This window comes from Pseudomonas syringae pv. tomato str. DC3000 (assembly GCF_000007805.1).
Classification (GTDB): Bacteria; Pseudomonadota; Gammaproteobacteria; order Pseudomonadales; family Pseudomonadaceae; genus Aquipseudomonas; species Aquipseudomonas avellanae.
Map to the genome: position 1 here is coordinate 4,528,382 of NC_004578.1, position 14,679 is coordinate 4,543,060.

A 14,679-nucleotide genomic window follows, 5' to 3' on the forward strand; every position below is an offset into this window, starting at 1 on the left:
TCATCAAGCCTAAGGCTAACTAATTTTGCAAATAATTAGGCGGAGGCTGTCTGACTGGCATACTGGTTTGTCCATGCCAATCCTACGGAACCACATTCCAGCCGTGTCACCCGCACACTATCCTCAGTGTCCAGCTGGTCAAGCAAGCAATCCCAGTCGTCCAGCTTTTCACTTGATAGCCTGGAGATAATCGTCCGCCTTCGCGCCTGCGCTGCCGGGCTGTTCACCTGACGATGAATGCGGCGTGCAAGTTGCTGAAATGTTGTATGCGATGGTTGAAGACCGCCGGTATAGACGCTACGAGACATAAAACCTCCTTGCTTATACTGTATATTAAAACAGTATATTGCAGCGACTCGCCAACCTACAAGATCAGTCCCAATCTTCGCTGGCCACCCACTCTCCTGATCGCCTGTTTATCTGCAGCAATCTGTGCTGACCCGTGCGGGAGATCAGTTGCACGTCGATAAACTTGCTCTTGCGGTCTTCGTCCCCCATGCCACGCATGTAAACGACGATCCGCTGAAAAGTGTCCATGACCAACTGGCGCACTTTTTCTCTGGCACTGTAGTCACCAGCGTTGACCAAAGCAGCCAGCTCGCCCCATTGTTCCTGCTGCTCTGGCTTGCCAGATCTTGAAGCTGCCGCCAATTCGTATTCGATGTTGATCACGTTTTTTTCAGCATCGAGCTTCTGGGCTTCCAGCTCGCGAGCTTTGCGTAAGAATGAGATTGGCGCTGGGCCGTCATCATCAGCCATCAGCGCGGCTGTTACTCTTTCAAGCTGCTCCGAAATTTTCTGCACTGTTGCCTGGGCACCTACCAGTTGATGGCGAAGACCTTGGCCCTCGTCACCCACCTGCATCAGCCGTTGCAGGTTGAGTCGGTCAGAACAGAAGTTCAGCAGTGCTTTCTCAATTGGTACGACACTGCAAGACCCACCTGAACCGCAGCCATCATTTTTACTGTAAGACACACACTGCAGGCGCCGGTGGCCATCAGCAAGTGTGCCGTCGGCACGAACGCGGCTCATATAGTTCTGGCCAATCACAGCAGTGCCACAATAGCCGCAATAGGTAAGACCTATACCTGTGATAATCCCAGGGATTTCACCTTTCATTCGACGCCGTAATCTTTGGCCGCTCATGTGCTGCAACTCTGCCCACTCTGTCTCCGACAGGAGGCGCGGGTAGTAACCCTCCAAAACAAACTCTTCGCCATTAATGGTAAGGCTCTTGGCTCCTCGCAGGGCCTTCAGCTTTATCAGGCGATAAATTTGTAGCGCAGTGATACCCACATCGCTATAGCTGAGCCCTTCATCGTGCAGGACACGAATCGCCCTAGCGGCACCCATCCCCTCCAGATACAGCTGCAGGGCTCGACGCACAGTGGCAACCCGCTTAGGAATGAACTCCCAGTTGGTGCCCGTCCATTTGAGCCACTGAGGATCCTTGCCGTTGCGGATCTGCCCCCGATAGGTGCCGGCCTGCCAGGCTTCGCACAATCGCCGGATCGAGGCCTTAACTCGCTTGCTCTTCGTGTCCGATTCTTCGTGAGCGCGAATCATGACCAGGAGTGAATAAACCAGGTCCATCGGCTGAGCCTTCAAACCGGCGCGGTTGTACTCACGGCCATCACTGGCGGTTACAACGGTAATGCCGGCATTGATAATCTGCGCAAGCTGGGCTTGGGCCTGGATCGGTTCTGCACGGCTCAAACGATCCAGGCCTTCTACGACCAGAACAGAACCGGATGCAATACGTCCTTCCTCGATCGCAACTAGGAAAACTCCCAGCGCACCCTGAGTGATGTGGCGTTGGTGATATGCGGACAAACCCTCGTCACGCATGGATAGCGATTCATCGAGAATCAGGCCTTTTTCAGCAGCCCACTTCTGAGCGTACTGTAACTGACGATCGGCACTACTGCCGGTGGACTGTCGAGGGTCTGAGAACCGCAAATAGCTGTATACTCGCGCACCGTTTTTAGCCATTAAAAATAGAAGCCCTGATGAGGATCATCCTATGATGACAGCAAAAGCCCCACGTGTAGGAATGATATCGTTAGGGTGCCCCAAGGCGCTCGTTGACTCCGAACGCATCCTGACCCAACTGCGCATGGAAGGTTACGAAGTCGTTGCGACCTACGAGGACGCCGACGTGGTTGTGGTCAATACCTGCGGCTTCATCGACACGGCCAAGGCCGAGTCGCTGGAAGTGATCGGCGAAGCGATCAAGGAAAACGGCAAGGTCATCGTCACCGGCTGCATGGGCGTCGATGCGAGCGTGATTCGCGCCGTACACCCGAGTGTGCTGTCGGTGACCGGCCCGCAGCAGTACGAGCAGGTGGTCAATGCCGTGCACGATGTCGTGCCGCCCCGCAAGGATCACAACCCGCTGATCGACCTGGTGCCGCCGCAAGGCGTCAAGCTGACCCCGCGCCATTACGCGTACCTGAAGATTTCCGAAGGCTGCAACCACAGTTGCAGCTTCTGCATCATCCCGTCGATGCGCGGCAAGCTGGTGAGCCGTCCGGTTGGCGATGTGCTGGATGAGGCCAAGCGTCTGGTCAAATCCGGCGTGAAGGAATTGCTGGTGATTTCCCAGGACACCAGCGCCTACGGCGTCGATGTCAAATACCGCACCGGTTTCTGGGACGGTCAGCCGGTCAAGACCCGCATGACCGAGCTGTGTCAGGCTCTGGGCTCGATGGGGGTCTGGGTTCGTTTGCACTATGTCTACCCGTACCCGCACGTCGATGAGCTGATCCCGCTGATGGCGGCAGGCAAGATTCTGCCGTACCTGGACATCCCCTTCCAGCACGCCAGCCCGAAAATCCTCAAGCTGATGAAGCGCCCGGCCTTTGAAGACAAGACTCTGGCGCGTATCAAGAACTGGCGCGAGCAGTGCCCTGATCTGATCATCCGTTCGACGTTCATCGTCGGCTTCCCTGGTGAAACCGAAGAGGACTTCCAGTACCTGCTGGACTGGCTGACCGAAGCCCAGCTGGACCGCGTTGGCTGCTTCCAGTACTCGCCGGTAGAAGGTGCTCCTGCCAACCTGCTGGACGCCGCCATTGTGCCGGATGACGTCAAGCAGGATCGCTGGGATCGCTTCATGGCTCATCAGCAGGCCATCAGCGCCGCCCGCCTGCAGATGAAGATCGGCAAGGAAATCGAAGTGCTGATCGACGAAGTCGATGATCGCGGCGCGGTAGGCCGTTGTTTCTTCGACGCGCCGGAAATCGATGGCAACGTGTTTATCGGCCTTGAAGACGGTAGCACCGTCCAGCCGGGCGACAAGATCATGTGTCGCGTCACCGACGCCGACGAATATGACCTGTGGGCCGAGATGCTCTGACATCGGCCACGCGTCATCAAAAAGCCCTGCCCTTCACACGGCAGGGCTTTTTTGTCGGCGGATGCTGTCTACCGACGACTGGTATGACAAAGAGGACGCGCTATGCAGTTGTGTGCACCGGACACAAAGGATTACCCGGAACTGGCTGAAGTGTGGGAGCGCTCGGTACGCGCCACCCATGACTTTATGCCGGACGCTTACGTTATCCGGCTCAAGGGTTTGCTCACCCAGTACCTGGACAGCGTCACGTTGTTCTGCCTGCGTACCGATAAGCAGAGCATCGCAGGCTTTGCCGGCGTCAACCGTGGCCGGCTGGACATGCTCTTCATCGCTCCGGAGTACCGCCATCAGGGCTTGGGCACACAGCTGTTGCAACATGCTGTCGGCCACTTCGGCATTACTGAACTGGACGTGAACGAGCAGAACCCCAGAGCCTTCGGCTTTTATTGCAAGCACGGGTTTGAGGTTGTCAGCCGCTCCGAAGTCGATGGTCTTGGCCAGCCTTACCCCATGCTCAGAATGCGCCTGATCAGCCCGCCATGATGTCGATTGCAGAGCAAATGCAATGTTGCCGCGATTAACCGGGCTTTGGCGGTTACAATGGCTTCTTTCTCATCAGTAAGCGGCTTTTTTGTCATGACAGACCCCATTCGCCTTTCCAAACGCCTTATTGAGCTGGTCGGTTGCTCCCGCCGGGAGGCCGAACTGTTTATCGAGGGTGGCTGGGTCACAGTGGATGGCGTGGTTATCGACGAGCCGCACTTCAAGGTCAGCACCCAGAAAATCGAACTGAGCCCGGACGCCAAGGCCGATTCGCCGGAATCAGTCACCATCATTCTGCACAAGCCTGCCTCGGCCAGCGCCGAAAGCGCCTTGCAAATGATTACCCCGGGCACCCTTTCTGCAGAGCATAGCTACAGCAAGCGTCCGCTCAAGGGCCATTTCATGCGCCTTGAGGCGATTTCGAGCCTGCAAGCCAATGCCAGCGGGCTGATGGTGTTCAGCCAGGACTGGAAAATCCTGCGCAAGCTCACCGACGACCGCAGCAAGATCGAGCAGGAATACGTGGTAGAAATCTCGGGCGAGATGGTCGCTCACGGCCTGAACCGTCTCAACCACGGCCTGACCTACAAGGGCAAGGAATTGCCCGCCGTGAAGGCCAGCTGGCAGAACGAGAACCGCCTGCGTTTTGCGATGAAAAACCCGCAGCCCGGCATCATCGCCCTTTTATGTGAGGCCGTCGGCCTGAAAATCGTCGCCATTCGCCGCATCCGCATCGGCGGCGTGTCCATGGGTAAACTGCCCGAAGGCCAGTGGCGCTACATGACGACCAAGGAAAAGTTCTGACGCCTTCGCCACCCCCACCTATTTACAGCGCGCATGGTCACCGTCATGCGCCGCCATACGACTTATCAGGAAACACGCCTCATGATGAACAACGACGTACTGCGCAGCGTGCGCTACATGCTCGATATCAGCGACAGCAAGATTGTCGAGATCATCGGCCTGACCGGTTTTGAAGTATCGAAAAGCGATGTCATCGCCTTCATGAAGAAAGAGGAAGAAGAAGGCTATCTGGATTGCAGCGATGAAATCATGGCGCATTTCCTTGATGGGCTGGTGTACTTCAAGCGCGGCAAGGACGAAAGCCGTCCGCCGCAGCCGATCGATCTACCGATCACCAACAACATCGTTCTGAAAAAACTGCGTGTAGCTTTCGAACTGAAAGAAGACGACATGCACGCCATCCTCAAAGCTGCAGAATTTCCGGTTTCCAAGCCAGAGCTGAGCGCACTGTTTCGCAAGGTCGGGCACACCAACTACCGCGCGTGCGGCGATCAACTGCTGCGCAACTTCCTCAAGGGTCTGACCCTGCGTGTACGTGTCTGAACCGGCTGACACCATGAGTTACAACGTCTCCCCTGTCGGCTTCGTGCGCTCCTGCTTCAAGGAGAAGTTCGCCATCCCGCGCCAGCCACAGCTGGCTCCGGCCGCTCGCGGAGTGCTCGAGCTGGTCGCGCCGTTCGATCAGGGTGAAGCCGTACAGGGGCTGGAACAGGTCAGTCATGTCTGGCTGCTGTTTCTGTTCCATCTGGCGCTGGAAGACAAACCGCGTTTGAAGGTGCGCCCGCCACGCCTGGGCGGCAATCAATCGATGGGCGTATTTGCCACTCGGGCAACGCATCGCCCCAATGGCATCGGCCAGTCCGTGGTCAAGCTGGACAAGGTCGAAGCAGGCCGGCTGTGGTTGTCGGGCATCGATTTGCTGGATGGCACGCCGGTGCTGGATATCAAGCCTTATGTGCCCTACGCCGATGTCATTGCTGAGGCGACCAACCAAATTGCCAGTTCTGCGCCGGCCCTGATACCGGTGCAATGGCAGGACGCGGCCCTTCTACAGGCCCGTGAACACGCGCTACGCCTGAGTGAGCCTCTGGTCGAGCTGATCGAACAGTGCCTGGCGCAGGACCCGCGTCCAGCTTATCAGCTGCCTGCGCCGGAACGCCGCTACGGTGCCCGGTTCTGGGATGTGGATGTGCGCTGGCACTACCCGCAAGCGGGCGTTATTTGTGTGCTTGAAGTGCTGCGCGCCTGAAACGATGTCTGCAACAAATCCCGCGCACTAAAAACCCGCCTGATCCGGTCAAGGAAAAGGCGGGTCTTGTCAGCCTGATTTACTTCTCGACGAATGCACGCTCGATCAGATAATCGCCCGGCTCACGCATGCGCGGAGACACAGTCAGGCCGAAGCTGTTCAGTACTTCGCTGGTTTCGTCGAGCATGCTCGGACTGCCGCACAGCATGGCGCGGTCGTCCTGAGGGTTGATCGGTGGCAGGCCGATGTCGCTGAACAGCTTGCCGCTGCGCATCAGATCGGTCAGGCGACCTTCGTTCTCGAACGGCTCGCGAGTGACAGTCGGGTAGTAGATCAGCTTGTCGCGCAGCGATTCACCGAAGAACTCGTTCTGCGGCAGGTGCTCGGTGATGAATTCGCGATAGGCGACCTCGTTCACGTAACGCACGCCGTGGCACAGGATGACCTTCTCGAAACGCTCGTAGGTTTCCGGGTCCTGGATGACGCTCATGAACGGCGCGAGGCCTGTACCGGTGCTCAGCAGGTATAGATGCTTGCCCGGCTTGAGGTCATCCAGCACCAGCGTACCCGTAGGCTTCTTGCTGATGATGATTTCGTCGCCTTCCTTGAGGTGCTGCAACTGCGAGGTCAGCGGGCCGTCCGGCACCTTGATGCTGAAGAACTCCAGATGCTCTTCCCAGTTCGGGCTGGCAATCGAGTAAGCGCGCATGAGCGGACGACCATTGGGCTGCTGCAGACCGATCATGACGAATTGACCGTTCTCGAAACGCAGACCAGGGTCGCGGGTGCACTTGAAACTGAAGAGGGTGTCGTTCCAATGGTGGACGCTGAGGACACGCTCGTGGTTCATGTTGCTCATGTACGTGAGGACTCCTGAAAAAATAGTGCGCGCAGAAGCACTGCGCTATTGCGCGACATTCTAGTGGCAGACACAATATCTGTTAAATGAATTATCAAGATATAGGTTATCGGTTATATAGATATGCGATTTACTCTCCGCCAGCTTCAAGTGTTCGTCGCCGTAGCGCGACAGGAAAGCGTCTCCAAAGCGGCGGTGCTGCTTTCGCTGTCGCAGTCGGCTGCCAGCACCTCCATCACCGAACTGGAGCGCCAGTCGAGCTGCCAGCTATTTGATCGTGCCGGTAAACGGCTGAGCCTCAACGCCACCGGCAGGCAACTGTTGCCTCAGGCCGTTGCGCTGCTGGATCAGGCCAAGGAAATCGAAGACCTGCTCAATGGCAAATCAGGCTTTGGCTCGCTGGCCGTGGGGGCCACGCTGACCATCGGCAACTACCTGGCGACCCTGCTCATCGGCGGCTACATGCAGCGTCACCCGGAAAGCCAGGTCAAGCTGCACGTCCAGAACACAGCGCATATCGTCCAGCAGGTTGCTCACTACGAGATTGACCTGGGCCTGATCGAAGGCGATTGCAGTCACCCGGACATCGAAGTGCAATCCTGGGTCGAGGATGAGCTTGTGGTGTTTTGTGCGCCCCAGCATCCGCTGGCCAAGCGCGCGCAGGTGACACTGGAAGAACTGACCCGCGAGGCCTGGATCCTGCGAGAACAAGGCTCCGGCACGCGCCTGACGTTCGATCAGGCCATGCGTCATCATCGCAACGGCCTGAATGTGCGGCTGGAGCTGGAGCACACCGAAGCCATCAAGCGAGCGGTCGAGTCGGGACTGGGCATTGGCTGCATTTCCAGACTGGCGCTGCGCGATGCGTTTCGTCGCGGCAATCTGGTCGAACTGGCCACGCCTGAGCTGGATCTGTCGCGTCAGTTCTATTTCATCTGGCACAAGCAGAAATACCAGACCTCTGCCATGCGCGAGTTTCTTGAACTGTGCCGCGCCTTTACCGCTGGCGTACAGCGCAGCGACGAGATCGTATTGCCGAGCCTGTACTGAATCAGCCCAGCAGAACGATCGCCCACACCAGACCGATCATGCTCAGCGCAATAAACTGCGCCGCACTGCCCATGTCCTTGGCGTTCTTGGACAACGGATGCAGGTCCAGAGAAATGCGGTCGATGGCCGCCTCGACGGCGGAGTTGAGCAACTCCACGATCAGCGCCAGCAGGCACACGGCAACCAGCAACGCGTGCTCCGCCTTGCTGACGTGCAGGAAAAACGACAGCGGAATCAGTACCACGTTAAGCAGTACCAACTGACGGAATGCGGCTTCGCCTTTGAAGGCAGCGGACAGGCCGTCCAGGGAATAACCTGCGGCATTGAGGATACGTTTCAGACCGGTTTGGCCTTTGAAGGGCGACATAGAAAGACTGCTGTGTAAAAAAGATGAGGAAAGCTAAGGCAATAAAGGTCAAAAAAGCGTGAAGCCTTGTTACCTGAATAGCCTTAGCTGGACGAAATGGATTCAAGCTGTTGCAACAACAGGGCTGCCTGGGTTCGTGTGCGTACGCCCAGCTTGCGGAAAATAGCGGTGACGTGCGCCTTGATAGTGGCCTCGGACACACTGAGTTCGGAAGCAATCTGCTTGTTCAGCAAGCCCTCGCAGACCATGGTCAGTACGCGAAACTGCTGCGGTGTCAGGCTGGCAAGGCCCGCACTGGCAGCTTTGGCCTCATCTGACACACTGACGAATTCGTTGACCTGCGGTGGCCACCAGACATCGCCATCGAGCACGGTGCGCACCGCCTGCTGAATGACTTCCAGCGAGCTGGACTTGGGAATGAACCCGCTGGCACCGAACTCCCTGGAACGCACCACAATCGACGCTTCTTCCTGAGCCGAAACCATCACCACCGGTATTTGCGGGTACTGACCGCGCAGCAGGACCAGCCCGGAGAAGCCATACGCCCCCGGCATGTTCAGGTCCAGCAGAACCAGATCCCAATCGGCTTTCTCGCCCAGACGCGATTCCAGCTGGGCAATGCTTTCAGCCTCGACCAGTCGCGCTTCAGGCCCAAGACCGATGGTCAACGCCTGACGCAGCGCGCTGCGAAACAGGGGATGATCATCAGCGATCAGGATGTCGTAGGTCATGTAGTGATCCCGTTTTTATAGTGAGTGGCCGGCAAAACCGGCCGCACAGCAAGGCTGGCAACTCGCACTGCGCTCATCGTCATTCAACGATGGCAGCAGTGCAACGCCAGACCAGATGAATCGGCTTCCAGGCGGCGCCAAGCATGCCCAGCAACACCATGACGGTCAAGCGCGAAGCGCGGTTGTCTGTGAACAGGGATGGCAATTAGCCCAGCAAGAGTGGACCCGCACCGCCCCGCGGCGAAAAGCCTCTAAATGAAAGCTTTTAAATAAGTGTGCGCCACGTCATCCGGATCAATCGGCCGTTGAAATTTTGCACCCAGATAATGGGCGCTGAATACGTCCAGATAAGCATCCAGCACGCCGCTGGCGCTCACATCCCCTGCCAGCTCCAGACACAAGGCTGCAACTTCAGCGGTGCAGAAGTGATCGTCGCGCTTGGATCGACGCAAGCGGTAACGCGAAATCTGCTCAGGCGCCAGGCTCAACACCGGAAATTTTTCCAGGTAAGGGCTTTTTCGAAACATCTTGCGCGCCTCGTTCCACGTGGCATCTAGCAGGATGAACAGCGGGCGCTTGCCGTCTTCGCGCGCCACCTCAGCGACCACACGTTCCTGGGCGACAAACTCGCCAGGAAAGACGATGTACGGCTGCCACTGCGGGTCGTCCAGCAAGGCCCGCAAGTGCGCGTCGATTTCAACGCGCGACCAGCCGAAGGCATACGTGTCCTTGATGACATCCGCGATCAGCCAGCCGGTATTGGTCGGCTTCATCGGTTCGGTGTCGTACATCAGCAGGCACATGCCCGACTCGGCGGCCACCGTCGGTCGCCACGCGCACAGGCAATAACTGTCGATGACCCGGCATTGCGGGCAGCGCGGGGCGCGGGAGCCGCGCGCGATAAACGGCTTGGTGCTGCGGGCCATACGCTCGTCGCGCAGGCGGGAAACGGCATGGCTCATTGCGGGTCACGCCAATACAGGGAGTACATCGACACCAGAAAAACTCGGCAGGGTTAAAGTGTGCGCAGTTTATCAGAGCCTAGGCTCTGTGCAGACTCCTGCTCTATACTGCTGCGCCACCGCAACCCGTGTTATCGGCGGGTTGCCCGGAACGCACTTTGAAGTCGCTGGTCCAACGGCCAGCCACTTAATCAGGAGAGTTTAATGCTGCGCCTTATCGTCCCTACCCTCACGCTTTTGCTCGTTGCTCCACTGTGCGCCCAAGCGGCGTCGAAACAGGACTTCGAACTCAGCAAAATGCTGGAAAAAGTCGCGAAGGAAAGCAGTGTCGGCACGCCGAGAGCGATCAACGAAGACATTCTCGATCAGGGCTACACCGTCAGCGGCAACCAGTTGATCAATCACCTCAGCGTGCGTGAAGGCCAGGCGCAGCAGATGCGTGCCAACCCGGACGTGATGCGCAATCAGCTGGGCAACAGCGTTTGTCATAACAACGGCTTTCGCCAGTTGATGACCAAGGGCGCGGTACTCAAATATCAGTTCACCGAGTACAAGACCAATCGCCCGGTCGCGACCCAGACCTTTCAGGCTTCGGATTGCACTGTAAAAGCCAAGAAGTAAGCTGCACCGATACGCAGCGCCCTTCTCGCGCGCCTGACCACCAGGCGCGCTCGGCCAACCGGCCATAGACATTCTGAAACTTATCAAGCCTGCAAACGAACCGAGAACGGGTAGCCTTTCTCTGCGAACCGGCACATGATCGATTCAACGCGCCCAGTGGGCCATTGACTCTGCAGGAGGAGAAATCCCGAATGCCTTATGTACCTGACGATGTTCTATCCCGACACTTTCAAAGCAACGGTCTCGACCTGACCGGCAAGATTGAAGCGCACATCAACGAAGTGGCCCCCGGCACACAAAATCTGCCGCTGTACCGAGACATGATGCTCACGGTGCTGCGTATGGCCCAAGACAACCGCAACCGCTGGGACGTCAAGATTACGCTGCAGACCCTGCGCGAACTGGACAAAGCCTTTCGGGTACTGGAACGCTTCAAGGGCCGCCGCAAAGTCACCGTGTTCGGCTCTGCCCGTACGCCCATGGAGCATCCGCTTTACGCACAGGCAAGAGAACTGGGCGAAAAACTGGCCCAGTCCGACATGATGGTCATCACTGGCGCAGGCGGCGGCATCATGGCAGCAGCCCACGCGGGCGCCGGTCTCAAACACAGCCTGGGTTTCAACATCACGCTGCCATTCGAGCAGCACGCCAATCCGACCGTGGAAGGCACTGAAAACCTGCTGCCTTTCCACTTCTTCTTTACTCGCAAGCTGTTCTTCGTCAAGGAAGCCGACGCACTGGTACTTTGCCCGGGCGGGTTCGGGACACTGGATGAAGCGCTGGAAGTATTGACGCTGATACAGACGGGCAAAAGCCCGCTGGTGCCTGTCGTTTTGCTGGACACCCCTGGCGGAAGCTTCTGGCAAGGCGCGCTGGACTTCATCAAGAATCAGCTACAGGACAACCACTACATCCTGCCAGCCGACATGAAACTGATGAGACTGGTTTATAGCCCCGACGAGGCAGTGGAAGAGATCAACCAGTTTTACCGCAACTTCCACTCCAGCCGCTGGCTGAAGAATAAATTCGTGATCCGCATGCACCATGCACTCAGTGAGCAGGCGCTTGAACATATGCAGGCAGCGTTCGCCGACCTGTGCATCAATGAAAACTTCCACCAGCACGGTTATCAGGGTGAAGAGCACGATGAGGCGCAATTCAGCCACCTGACGCGACTTGCGTTTACCTTCACAGGGCGCAATCAGGGCAGGCTTCGTGAATTGGTGGACTACATCAACGTGCAGGAACACTGGGCAGATGCCTCAGCAGTAAGAGATGCCGCGCAGGAGCAAGCGCCACAACAGACGCTCTGAACTATCAGTCATCCCCACCACGGCCGCTTAGCAAGCGGCCGATCATATCCAGTGGATAGCCTCGATAACTCAAGAACCTCCCCTGCCTGGCGCGCTCACGAGCATCGACAGGCAGTTCTCCGGCAAACTTGCGCTGCCAGACTTCCTGAAGTTTTTCCTGCCAGTTCACGCCGCATTCCTTGAGCGCCCGTTCGACGTCAGCGCGTTGCAAGCCACGCTGGTTAAGCTCTTCCCGGATACGAGCAGGGCCATAGCCCGAGCGCGCCCGATAGGAAACAAAGCTTTCAAGGTAACGGGATTCAGACAGCAGCCCTTCTTCGACCAGTCGATCAAGAGCCGCTTCGATAAGTTCAGGAGGGGCGCCGCGCTGACGCAGTTTGCGCGTCAGCTCGACTCGACCGTGCTCGCGGCGTGCGAGCAGGTCCATTGCGGTTCGCCGTATGGCGACAGGCGTATCAAGCACAGCAGGCATGGATATCAGCTATCAGCGTCTGCTTCGGCCACGTCATCGGCAACAACAGCTTCACGGGAACCGACAGCCTTGGTGTCGACGCCAGGCGTGAGCAGCTTATCGCGAATCTGCTTCTCGAGCGCTTTGCAGATTTCCGGGTTATCTGCCAGGAACTTGGCCGAGTTGGCTTTACCCTGACCGATCTTGCTGCCCTGATAGCTGTACCAGGCACCCGACTTCTCGACAAAACCGTGCAGAACGGCCAGGTCGACGATTTCGCCGTTGAGGTAGATACCCTTGCCGTAGAGAATCTGGAACTCGGCCTGACGGAACGGCGGCGCCACTTTGTTCTTCACGACCTTGACGCGGGTTTCGCTACCGACCACTTCGTCGCCTTCCTTCACCGCACCGGTGCGACGGATATCCAGACGTACCGAAGCGTAGAACTTCAGCGCGTTACCACCGGTGGTGGTTTCCGGGCTGCCGAACATGACACCGATCTTCATGCGGATCTGGTTGATGAAGATAACCAGGCAGTTGGCGTTCTTGATGTTACCGGTGATCTTGCGCAGCGCCTGCGACATCAGGCGGGCCTGCAGACCCACGTGCATGTCACCCATTTCGCCTTCGATCTCTGCCTTGGGCACCAGGGCCGCAACGGAGTCGACAACGATGACGTCGATGGCATTGGAGCGCACCAGCATGTCGGTGATTTCCAGTGCCTGCTCACCGGTGTCCGGCTGCGAGACCAGCAGGTCGTCTACATTGACGCCCAGCTTGCCGGCATATTCAGGATCAAGTGCGTGCTCGGCGTCGACGAACGCACAGGTAGCGCCCATTTTCTGGGCTTGCGCGATGACCGACAGGGTCAGCGTGGTTTTACCGGAAGATTCAGGACCGTAGATTTCCACGATCCGGCCTTTTGGCAGACCGCCGATACCGAGTGCGATATCCAGACCAAGCGAACCGGTAGAGATGGCAGGAATTGCCTGGCGATCATGGTCGCCCATGCGCATCACGGCACCTTTACCGAACTGACGCTCGATCTGACCCAGGGCCGCAGCCAAGGCTTTCTTCTTGTTGTCGTCCATTGAAGTCCTCACGTAATCAAATTCAATTAGGGCCTTGATGGCCACAACACCTGTATAAGTAAACAGTATTATTCCACAGCGATGAGCGCGCGCCTACCCCTGATTTGGCATTTCTCCACGCGCAAGCTGTATCAGCCCTTGCAGCGCGGCTTCGACCGTTTGTCGACGCACCTGATCACGGTCGCCATCGAACCGGCGACAGTGGGCGACAAGCGTATGACCGTCACCCCAGCACAGCCACACCGTACCGACCGGCTTGTCGACCGAACCGCCGCCAGGCCCAGCCACACCGCTGACCGCCACAGCGAAGCGCGCGCCACTTTCACGTTGCGCACCGCTGACCATGGCTTCGACGACCGGCTGGCTGACTGCCCCGACCTGCGCGAACAACGCCTCTGAAACGCCCAGTTGCCTGGTCTTCTGGGCATTGGAATAGGTCACGTATCCTGCCTCGAACCACGCCGAACTGCCGGCGATACGTGTTATCGCCTCAGCGATACCGCCGCCGGTGCAGGATTCGGCCGTGGTCACTTGAGCGTTCATTGCGTCGAGAAGCTTGCCCAGGGTGTCGGCAAGCCCGGTTATCTGATCCACAGTGTTCTCCTGTTCATGCACGAGGTTTGTAAAGTGATCGCCAGCACAGTTCGGCGGCTCTGCAATGGCCGGCCAATCAGTCGCTTTTCCTGCGCTCGGGCTTTTTGACCGTTTCCACCGTGGTTTCTCTCGGTCTTTTTCTGGCTTCGTCCAAGGGGATAAAGCGCCCGTTGACAGAGTCCCTTGCTCGCTTGTTTTTCATACAGTTCTTCATATAAAAGTCCCTTTTTATAAGTTGCCACTCGGTTATCGAGTGGCGGCGATGAAAAGTCTATACGGCAAATCGATCTTCATGGCTGCCAGGAAACGCCTGGTCACCAATAAGCGGCGGCCACGCCGTCACTGCACCACACTGCCGTGCGTGATAACCTTGCGCCCATCGCACAGACCCGGCAGACGCCCCCTCGATTCAAAGAGGGATCAACCGTCATGCCTCAAGGTTGCCCAACTCTTCTCAAGAACTTGCCTAAGCCACTGATGAATAAAGCAATTTCCGACCTCTCCGCACATACGCCGATGATGCAGCAGTATGGGAAAAGGTCGGTCAAAGTCCTTACAGGCAAAGGCTAAAGCCGATAAATCGTCTAAAATACATAGGCGGTTTTGGCCCAGTTTGGGCCAATGAAGCCGATTTGTGATGCCCGAGTATTAGACAGAAACCCCCTCCCCAGGCGTCCTGCCGACGA

17 protein-coding genes are annotated in these 14,679 nt (G+C 57.5%); 8 read left to right on the forward strand and 9 right to left on the reverse strand.

Translation table 11 applies throughout. From position 1 onward, the window contains the following. Positions 1-35: 35 nt before the first annotated feature. Entirely contained in the window at positions 36-308 is a 273-nt protein-coding gene (locus tag PSPTO_RS20840) for a DUF1654 domain-containing protein (RefSeq protein ID WP_080946640.1), read from the reverse strand. Positions 309-372: 64 nt separating this feature from the next. Continuing rightward, the gene (locus tag PSPTO_RS20845; RefSeq protein ID WP_011104833.1) at positions 373-1,992 is read right to left on the reverse strand and encodes a recombinase family protein; all 1,620 of its coding nucleotides are present in this window, start codon (positions 1,990-1,992) and stop codon (positions 373-375) included. A gap of 34 nt (positions 1,993-2,026) precedes the next feature. On the opposite strand from PSPTO_RS20845, the gene rimO reads away from it, so the two are divergent. The 5 genes from rimO to tsaA all read left to right on the forward strand — a co-directional run bounded on the left by rimO (position 2,027) and on the right by tsaA (position 5,954). After that, a complete protein-coding gene (gene rimO, locus PSPTO_RS20850; protein ID WP_011104834.1) occupies positions 2,027-3,358 on the forward strand; it encodes a 30S ribosomal protein S12 methylthiotransferase RimO in 1,332 nt (443 codons plus the stop codon). A gap of 102 nt (positions 3,359-3,460) precedes the next feature. Next, a complete protein-coding gene (locus PSPTO_RS20855; protein ID WP_005766046.1) occupies positions 3,461-3,901 on the forward strand; it encodes a GNAT family N-acetyltransferase in 441 nt (146 codons plus the stop codon). Positions 3,902-3,994: 93 nt separating this feature from the next. Beyond that, positions 3,995-4,705: an rRNA pseudouridine synthase gene (locus PSPTO_RS20860; RefSeq protein WP_004397570.1), complete on the forward strand. Its 711-nt coding sequence runs from the start codon at positions 3,995-3,997 to the stop codon at positions 4,703-4,705. Positions 4,706-4,786: 81 nt separating this feature from the next. Further along, a complete protein-coding gene (locus tag PSPTO_RS20865) occupies positions 4,787-5,248 on the forward strand; it encodes a DUF1456 family protein (protein ID WP_005766044.1) in 462 nt (153 codons plus the stop codon). Positions 5,249-5,261: 13 nt separating this feature from the next. Next, a complete protein-coding gene (tsaA, locus tag PSPTO_RS20870; RefSeq protein WP_005766043.1) occupies positions 5,262-5,954 on the forward strand; it encodes a tRNA (N6-threonylcarbamoyladenosine(37)-N6)-methyltransferase TrmO in 693 nt (230 codons plus the stop codon). A 79-nt stretch (positions 5,955-6,033) separates the two neighbouring features. Here the strand turns inward: tsaA and fpr are convergent, their stop codons facing one another. After that, a complete protein-coding gene (gene fpr, locus PSPTO_RS20875) occupies positions 6,034-6,813 on the reverse strand; it encodes a ferredoxin-NADP reductase (RefSeq protein WP_005616041.1) in 780 nt (259 codons plus the stop codon). Between the two features lie 123 nt (positions 6,814-6,936). Between fpr and PSPTO_RS20880 the strand changes: the two genes are divergently transcribed. Continuing rightward, a complete protein-coding gene (locus PSPTO_RS20880; RefSeq protein WP_005736179.1) occupies positions 6,937-7,863 on the forward strand; it encodes a LysR family transcriptional regulator in 927 nt (308 codons plus the stop codon). A 1-nt stretch (position 7,864) separates the two neighbouring features. Here the strand turns inward: PSPTO_RS20880 and PSPTO_RS20885 are convergent, their stop codons facing one another. The 3 genes from PSPTO_RS20885 to PSPTO_RS20895 all read right to left on the reverse strand — a co-directional run bounded on the left by PSPTO_RS20885 (position 7,865) and on the right by PSPTO_RS20895 (position 9,923). Then, positions 7,865-8,230, reverse strand: a complete 366-nt coding sequence (locus PSPTO_RS20885; RefSeq protein ID WP_005766041.1) for a diacylglycerol kinase — start codon at positions 8,228-8,230, stop codon at positions 7,865-7,867. Positions 8,231-8,313: 83 nt separating this feature from the next. After that, a complete protein-coding gene (gene erdR, locus PSPTO_RS20890) occupies positions 8,314-8,961 on the reverse strand; it encodes a response regulator transcription factor ErdR (protein ID WP_005616037.1) in 648 nt (215 codons plus the stop codon). 251 nt (positions 8,962-9,212) lie between these two features. Beyond that, entirely contained in the window at positions 9,213-9,923 is a 711-nt protein-coding gene (locus PSPTO_RS20895) for a tRNA-uridine aminocarboxypropyltransferase (RefSeq protein WP_005766026.1), read from the reverse strand. 204 nt (positions 9,924-10,127) lie between these two features. Here PSPTO_RS20895 and PSPTO_RS20900 point away from each other — a divergent pair, with 204 nt between their 5' ends. Then, positions 10,128-10,544 (forward strand): quorum-sensing-regulated virulence factor family protein, encoded by a 417-nt coding sequence (locus tag PSPTO_RS20900; protein ID WP_004397588.1) that lies wholly within the window; start codon positions 10,128-10,130, stop codon positions 10,542-10,544. Between the two features lie 191 nt (positions 10,545-10,735). Continuing rightward, positions 10,736-11,857 carry a TIGR00730 family Rossman fold protein gene (locus PSPTO_RS20905; protein WP_005766024.1) on the forward strand — a complete coding sequence of 374 codons (1,122 nt, stop codon included), beginning with the start codon at positions 10,736-10,738 and terminating at the stop codon, positions 11,855-11,857. Positions 11,858-11,861: 4 nt separating this feature from the next. Here PSPTO_RS20905 and recX read toward each other — a convergent pair whose 3' ends face one another. The 3 genes from recX to PSPTO_RS20920 form a co-directional block, all read right to left on the reverse strand. Continuing rightward, positions 11,862-12,329 (reverse strand): recombination regulator RecX, encoded by a 468-nt coding sequence (recX, locus tag PSPTO_RS20910; RefSeq protein WP_005766020.1) that lies wholly within the window; start codon positions 12,327-12,329, stop codon positions 11,862-11,864. Between the two features lie 5 nt (positions 12,330-12,334). Beyond that, entirely contained in the window at positions 12,335-13,399 is a 1,065-nt protein-coding gene (gene recA, locus PSPTO_RS20915) for a recombinase RecA (protein ID WP_004397594.1), read from the reverse strand. Between the two features lie 93 nt (positions 13,400-13,492). Further along, entirely contained in the window at positions 13,493-13,993 is a 501-nt protein-coding gene (locus PSPTO_RS20920) for a CinA family protein (protein ID WP_005766018.1), read from the reverse strand. Between the last annotated feature and the right edge of the window lie 686 nt (positions 13,994-14,679).

Bases quoted from the DNA above. Each gene is read 5' to 3' on its own strand.
- PSPTO_RS20860 (WP_004397570.1), top strand. From the start codon at position 3,995: ATGACAGACCCCATTCGCCTTTCCAAACGCCTTATTGAGCTGGTCGGT.
- PSPTO_RS20880 (WP_005736179.1), top strand. From the start codon at position 6,937: ATGCGATTTACTCTCCGCCAGCTTCAAGTGTTCGTCGCCGTAGCGCGA.
- PSPTO_RS20885 (WP_005766041.1), bottom strand. From the start codon at position 8,230: ATGTCGCCCTTCAAAGGCCAAACCGGTCTGAAACGTATCCTCAATGCC.
- PSPTO_RS20895 (WP_005766026.1), bottom strand. From the start codon at position 9,923: ATGAGCCATGCCGTTTCCCGCCTGCGCGACGAGCGTATGGCCCGCAGC.
- PSPTO_RS20865 (WP_005766044.1), top strand. From the start codon at position 4,787: ATGATGAACAACGACGTACTGCGCAGCGTGCGCTACATGCTCGATATC.
- recA (WP_004397594.1), bottom strand. From the start codon at position 13,399: ATGGACGACAACAAGAAGAAAGCCTTGGCTGCGGCCCTGGGTCAGATC.
- PSPTO_RS20845 (WP_011104833.1), bottom strand. From the start codon at position 1,992: ATGGCTAAAAACGGTGCGCGAGTATACAGCTATTTGCGGTTCTCAGAC.
- tsaA (WP_005766043.1), top strand. From the start codon at position 5,262: ATGAGTTACAACGTCTCCCCTGTCGGCTTCGTGCGCTCCTGCTTCAAG.
- PSPTO_RS20905 (WP_005766024.1), top strand. From the start codon at position 10,736: ATGCCTTATGTACCTGACGATGTTCTATCCCGACACTTTCAAAGCAAC.
- erdR (WP_005616037.1), bottom strand. From the start codon at position 8,961: ATGACCTACGACATCCTGATCGCTGATGATCATCCCCTGTTTCGCAGC.
- PSPTO_RS20900 (WP_004397588.1), top strand. From the start codon at position 10,128: ATGCTGCGCCTTATCGTCCCTACCCTCACGCTTTTGCTCGTTGCTCCA.
- PSPTO_RS20855 (WP_005766046.1), top strand. From the start codon at position 3,461: ATGCAGTTGTGTGCACCGGACACAAAGGATTACCCGGAACTGGCTGAA.
- fpr (WP_005616041.1), bottom strand. From the start codon at position 6,813: ATGAGCAACATGAACCACGAGCGTGTCCTCAGCGTCCACCATTGGAAC.
- PSPTO_RS20840 (WP_080946640.1), bottom strand. From the start codon at position 308: ATGTCTCGTAGCGTCTATACCGGCGGTCTTCAACCATCGCATACAACA.
- rimO (WP_011104834.1), top strand. From the start codon at position 2,027: ATGACAGCAAAAGCCCCACGTGTAGGAATGATATCGTTAGGGTGCCCC.
- recX (WP_005766020.1), bottom strand. From the start codon at position 12,329: ATGCCTGCTGTGCTTGATACGCCTGTCGCCATACGGCGAACCGCAATG.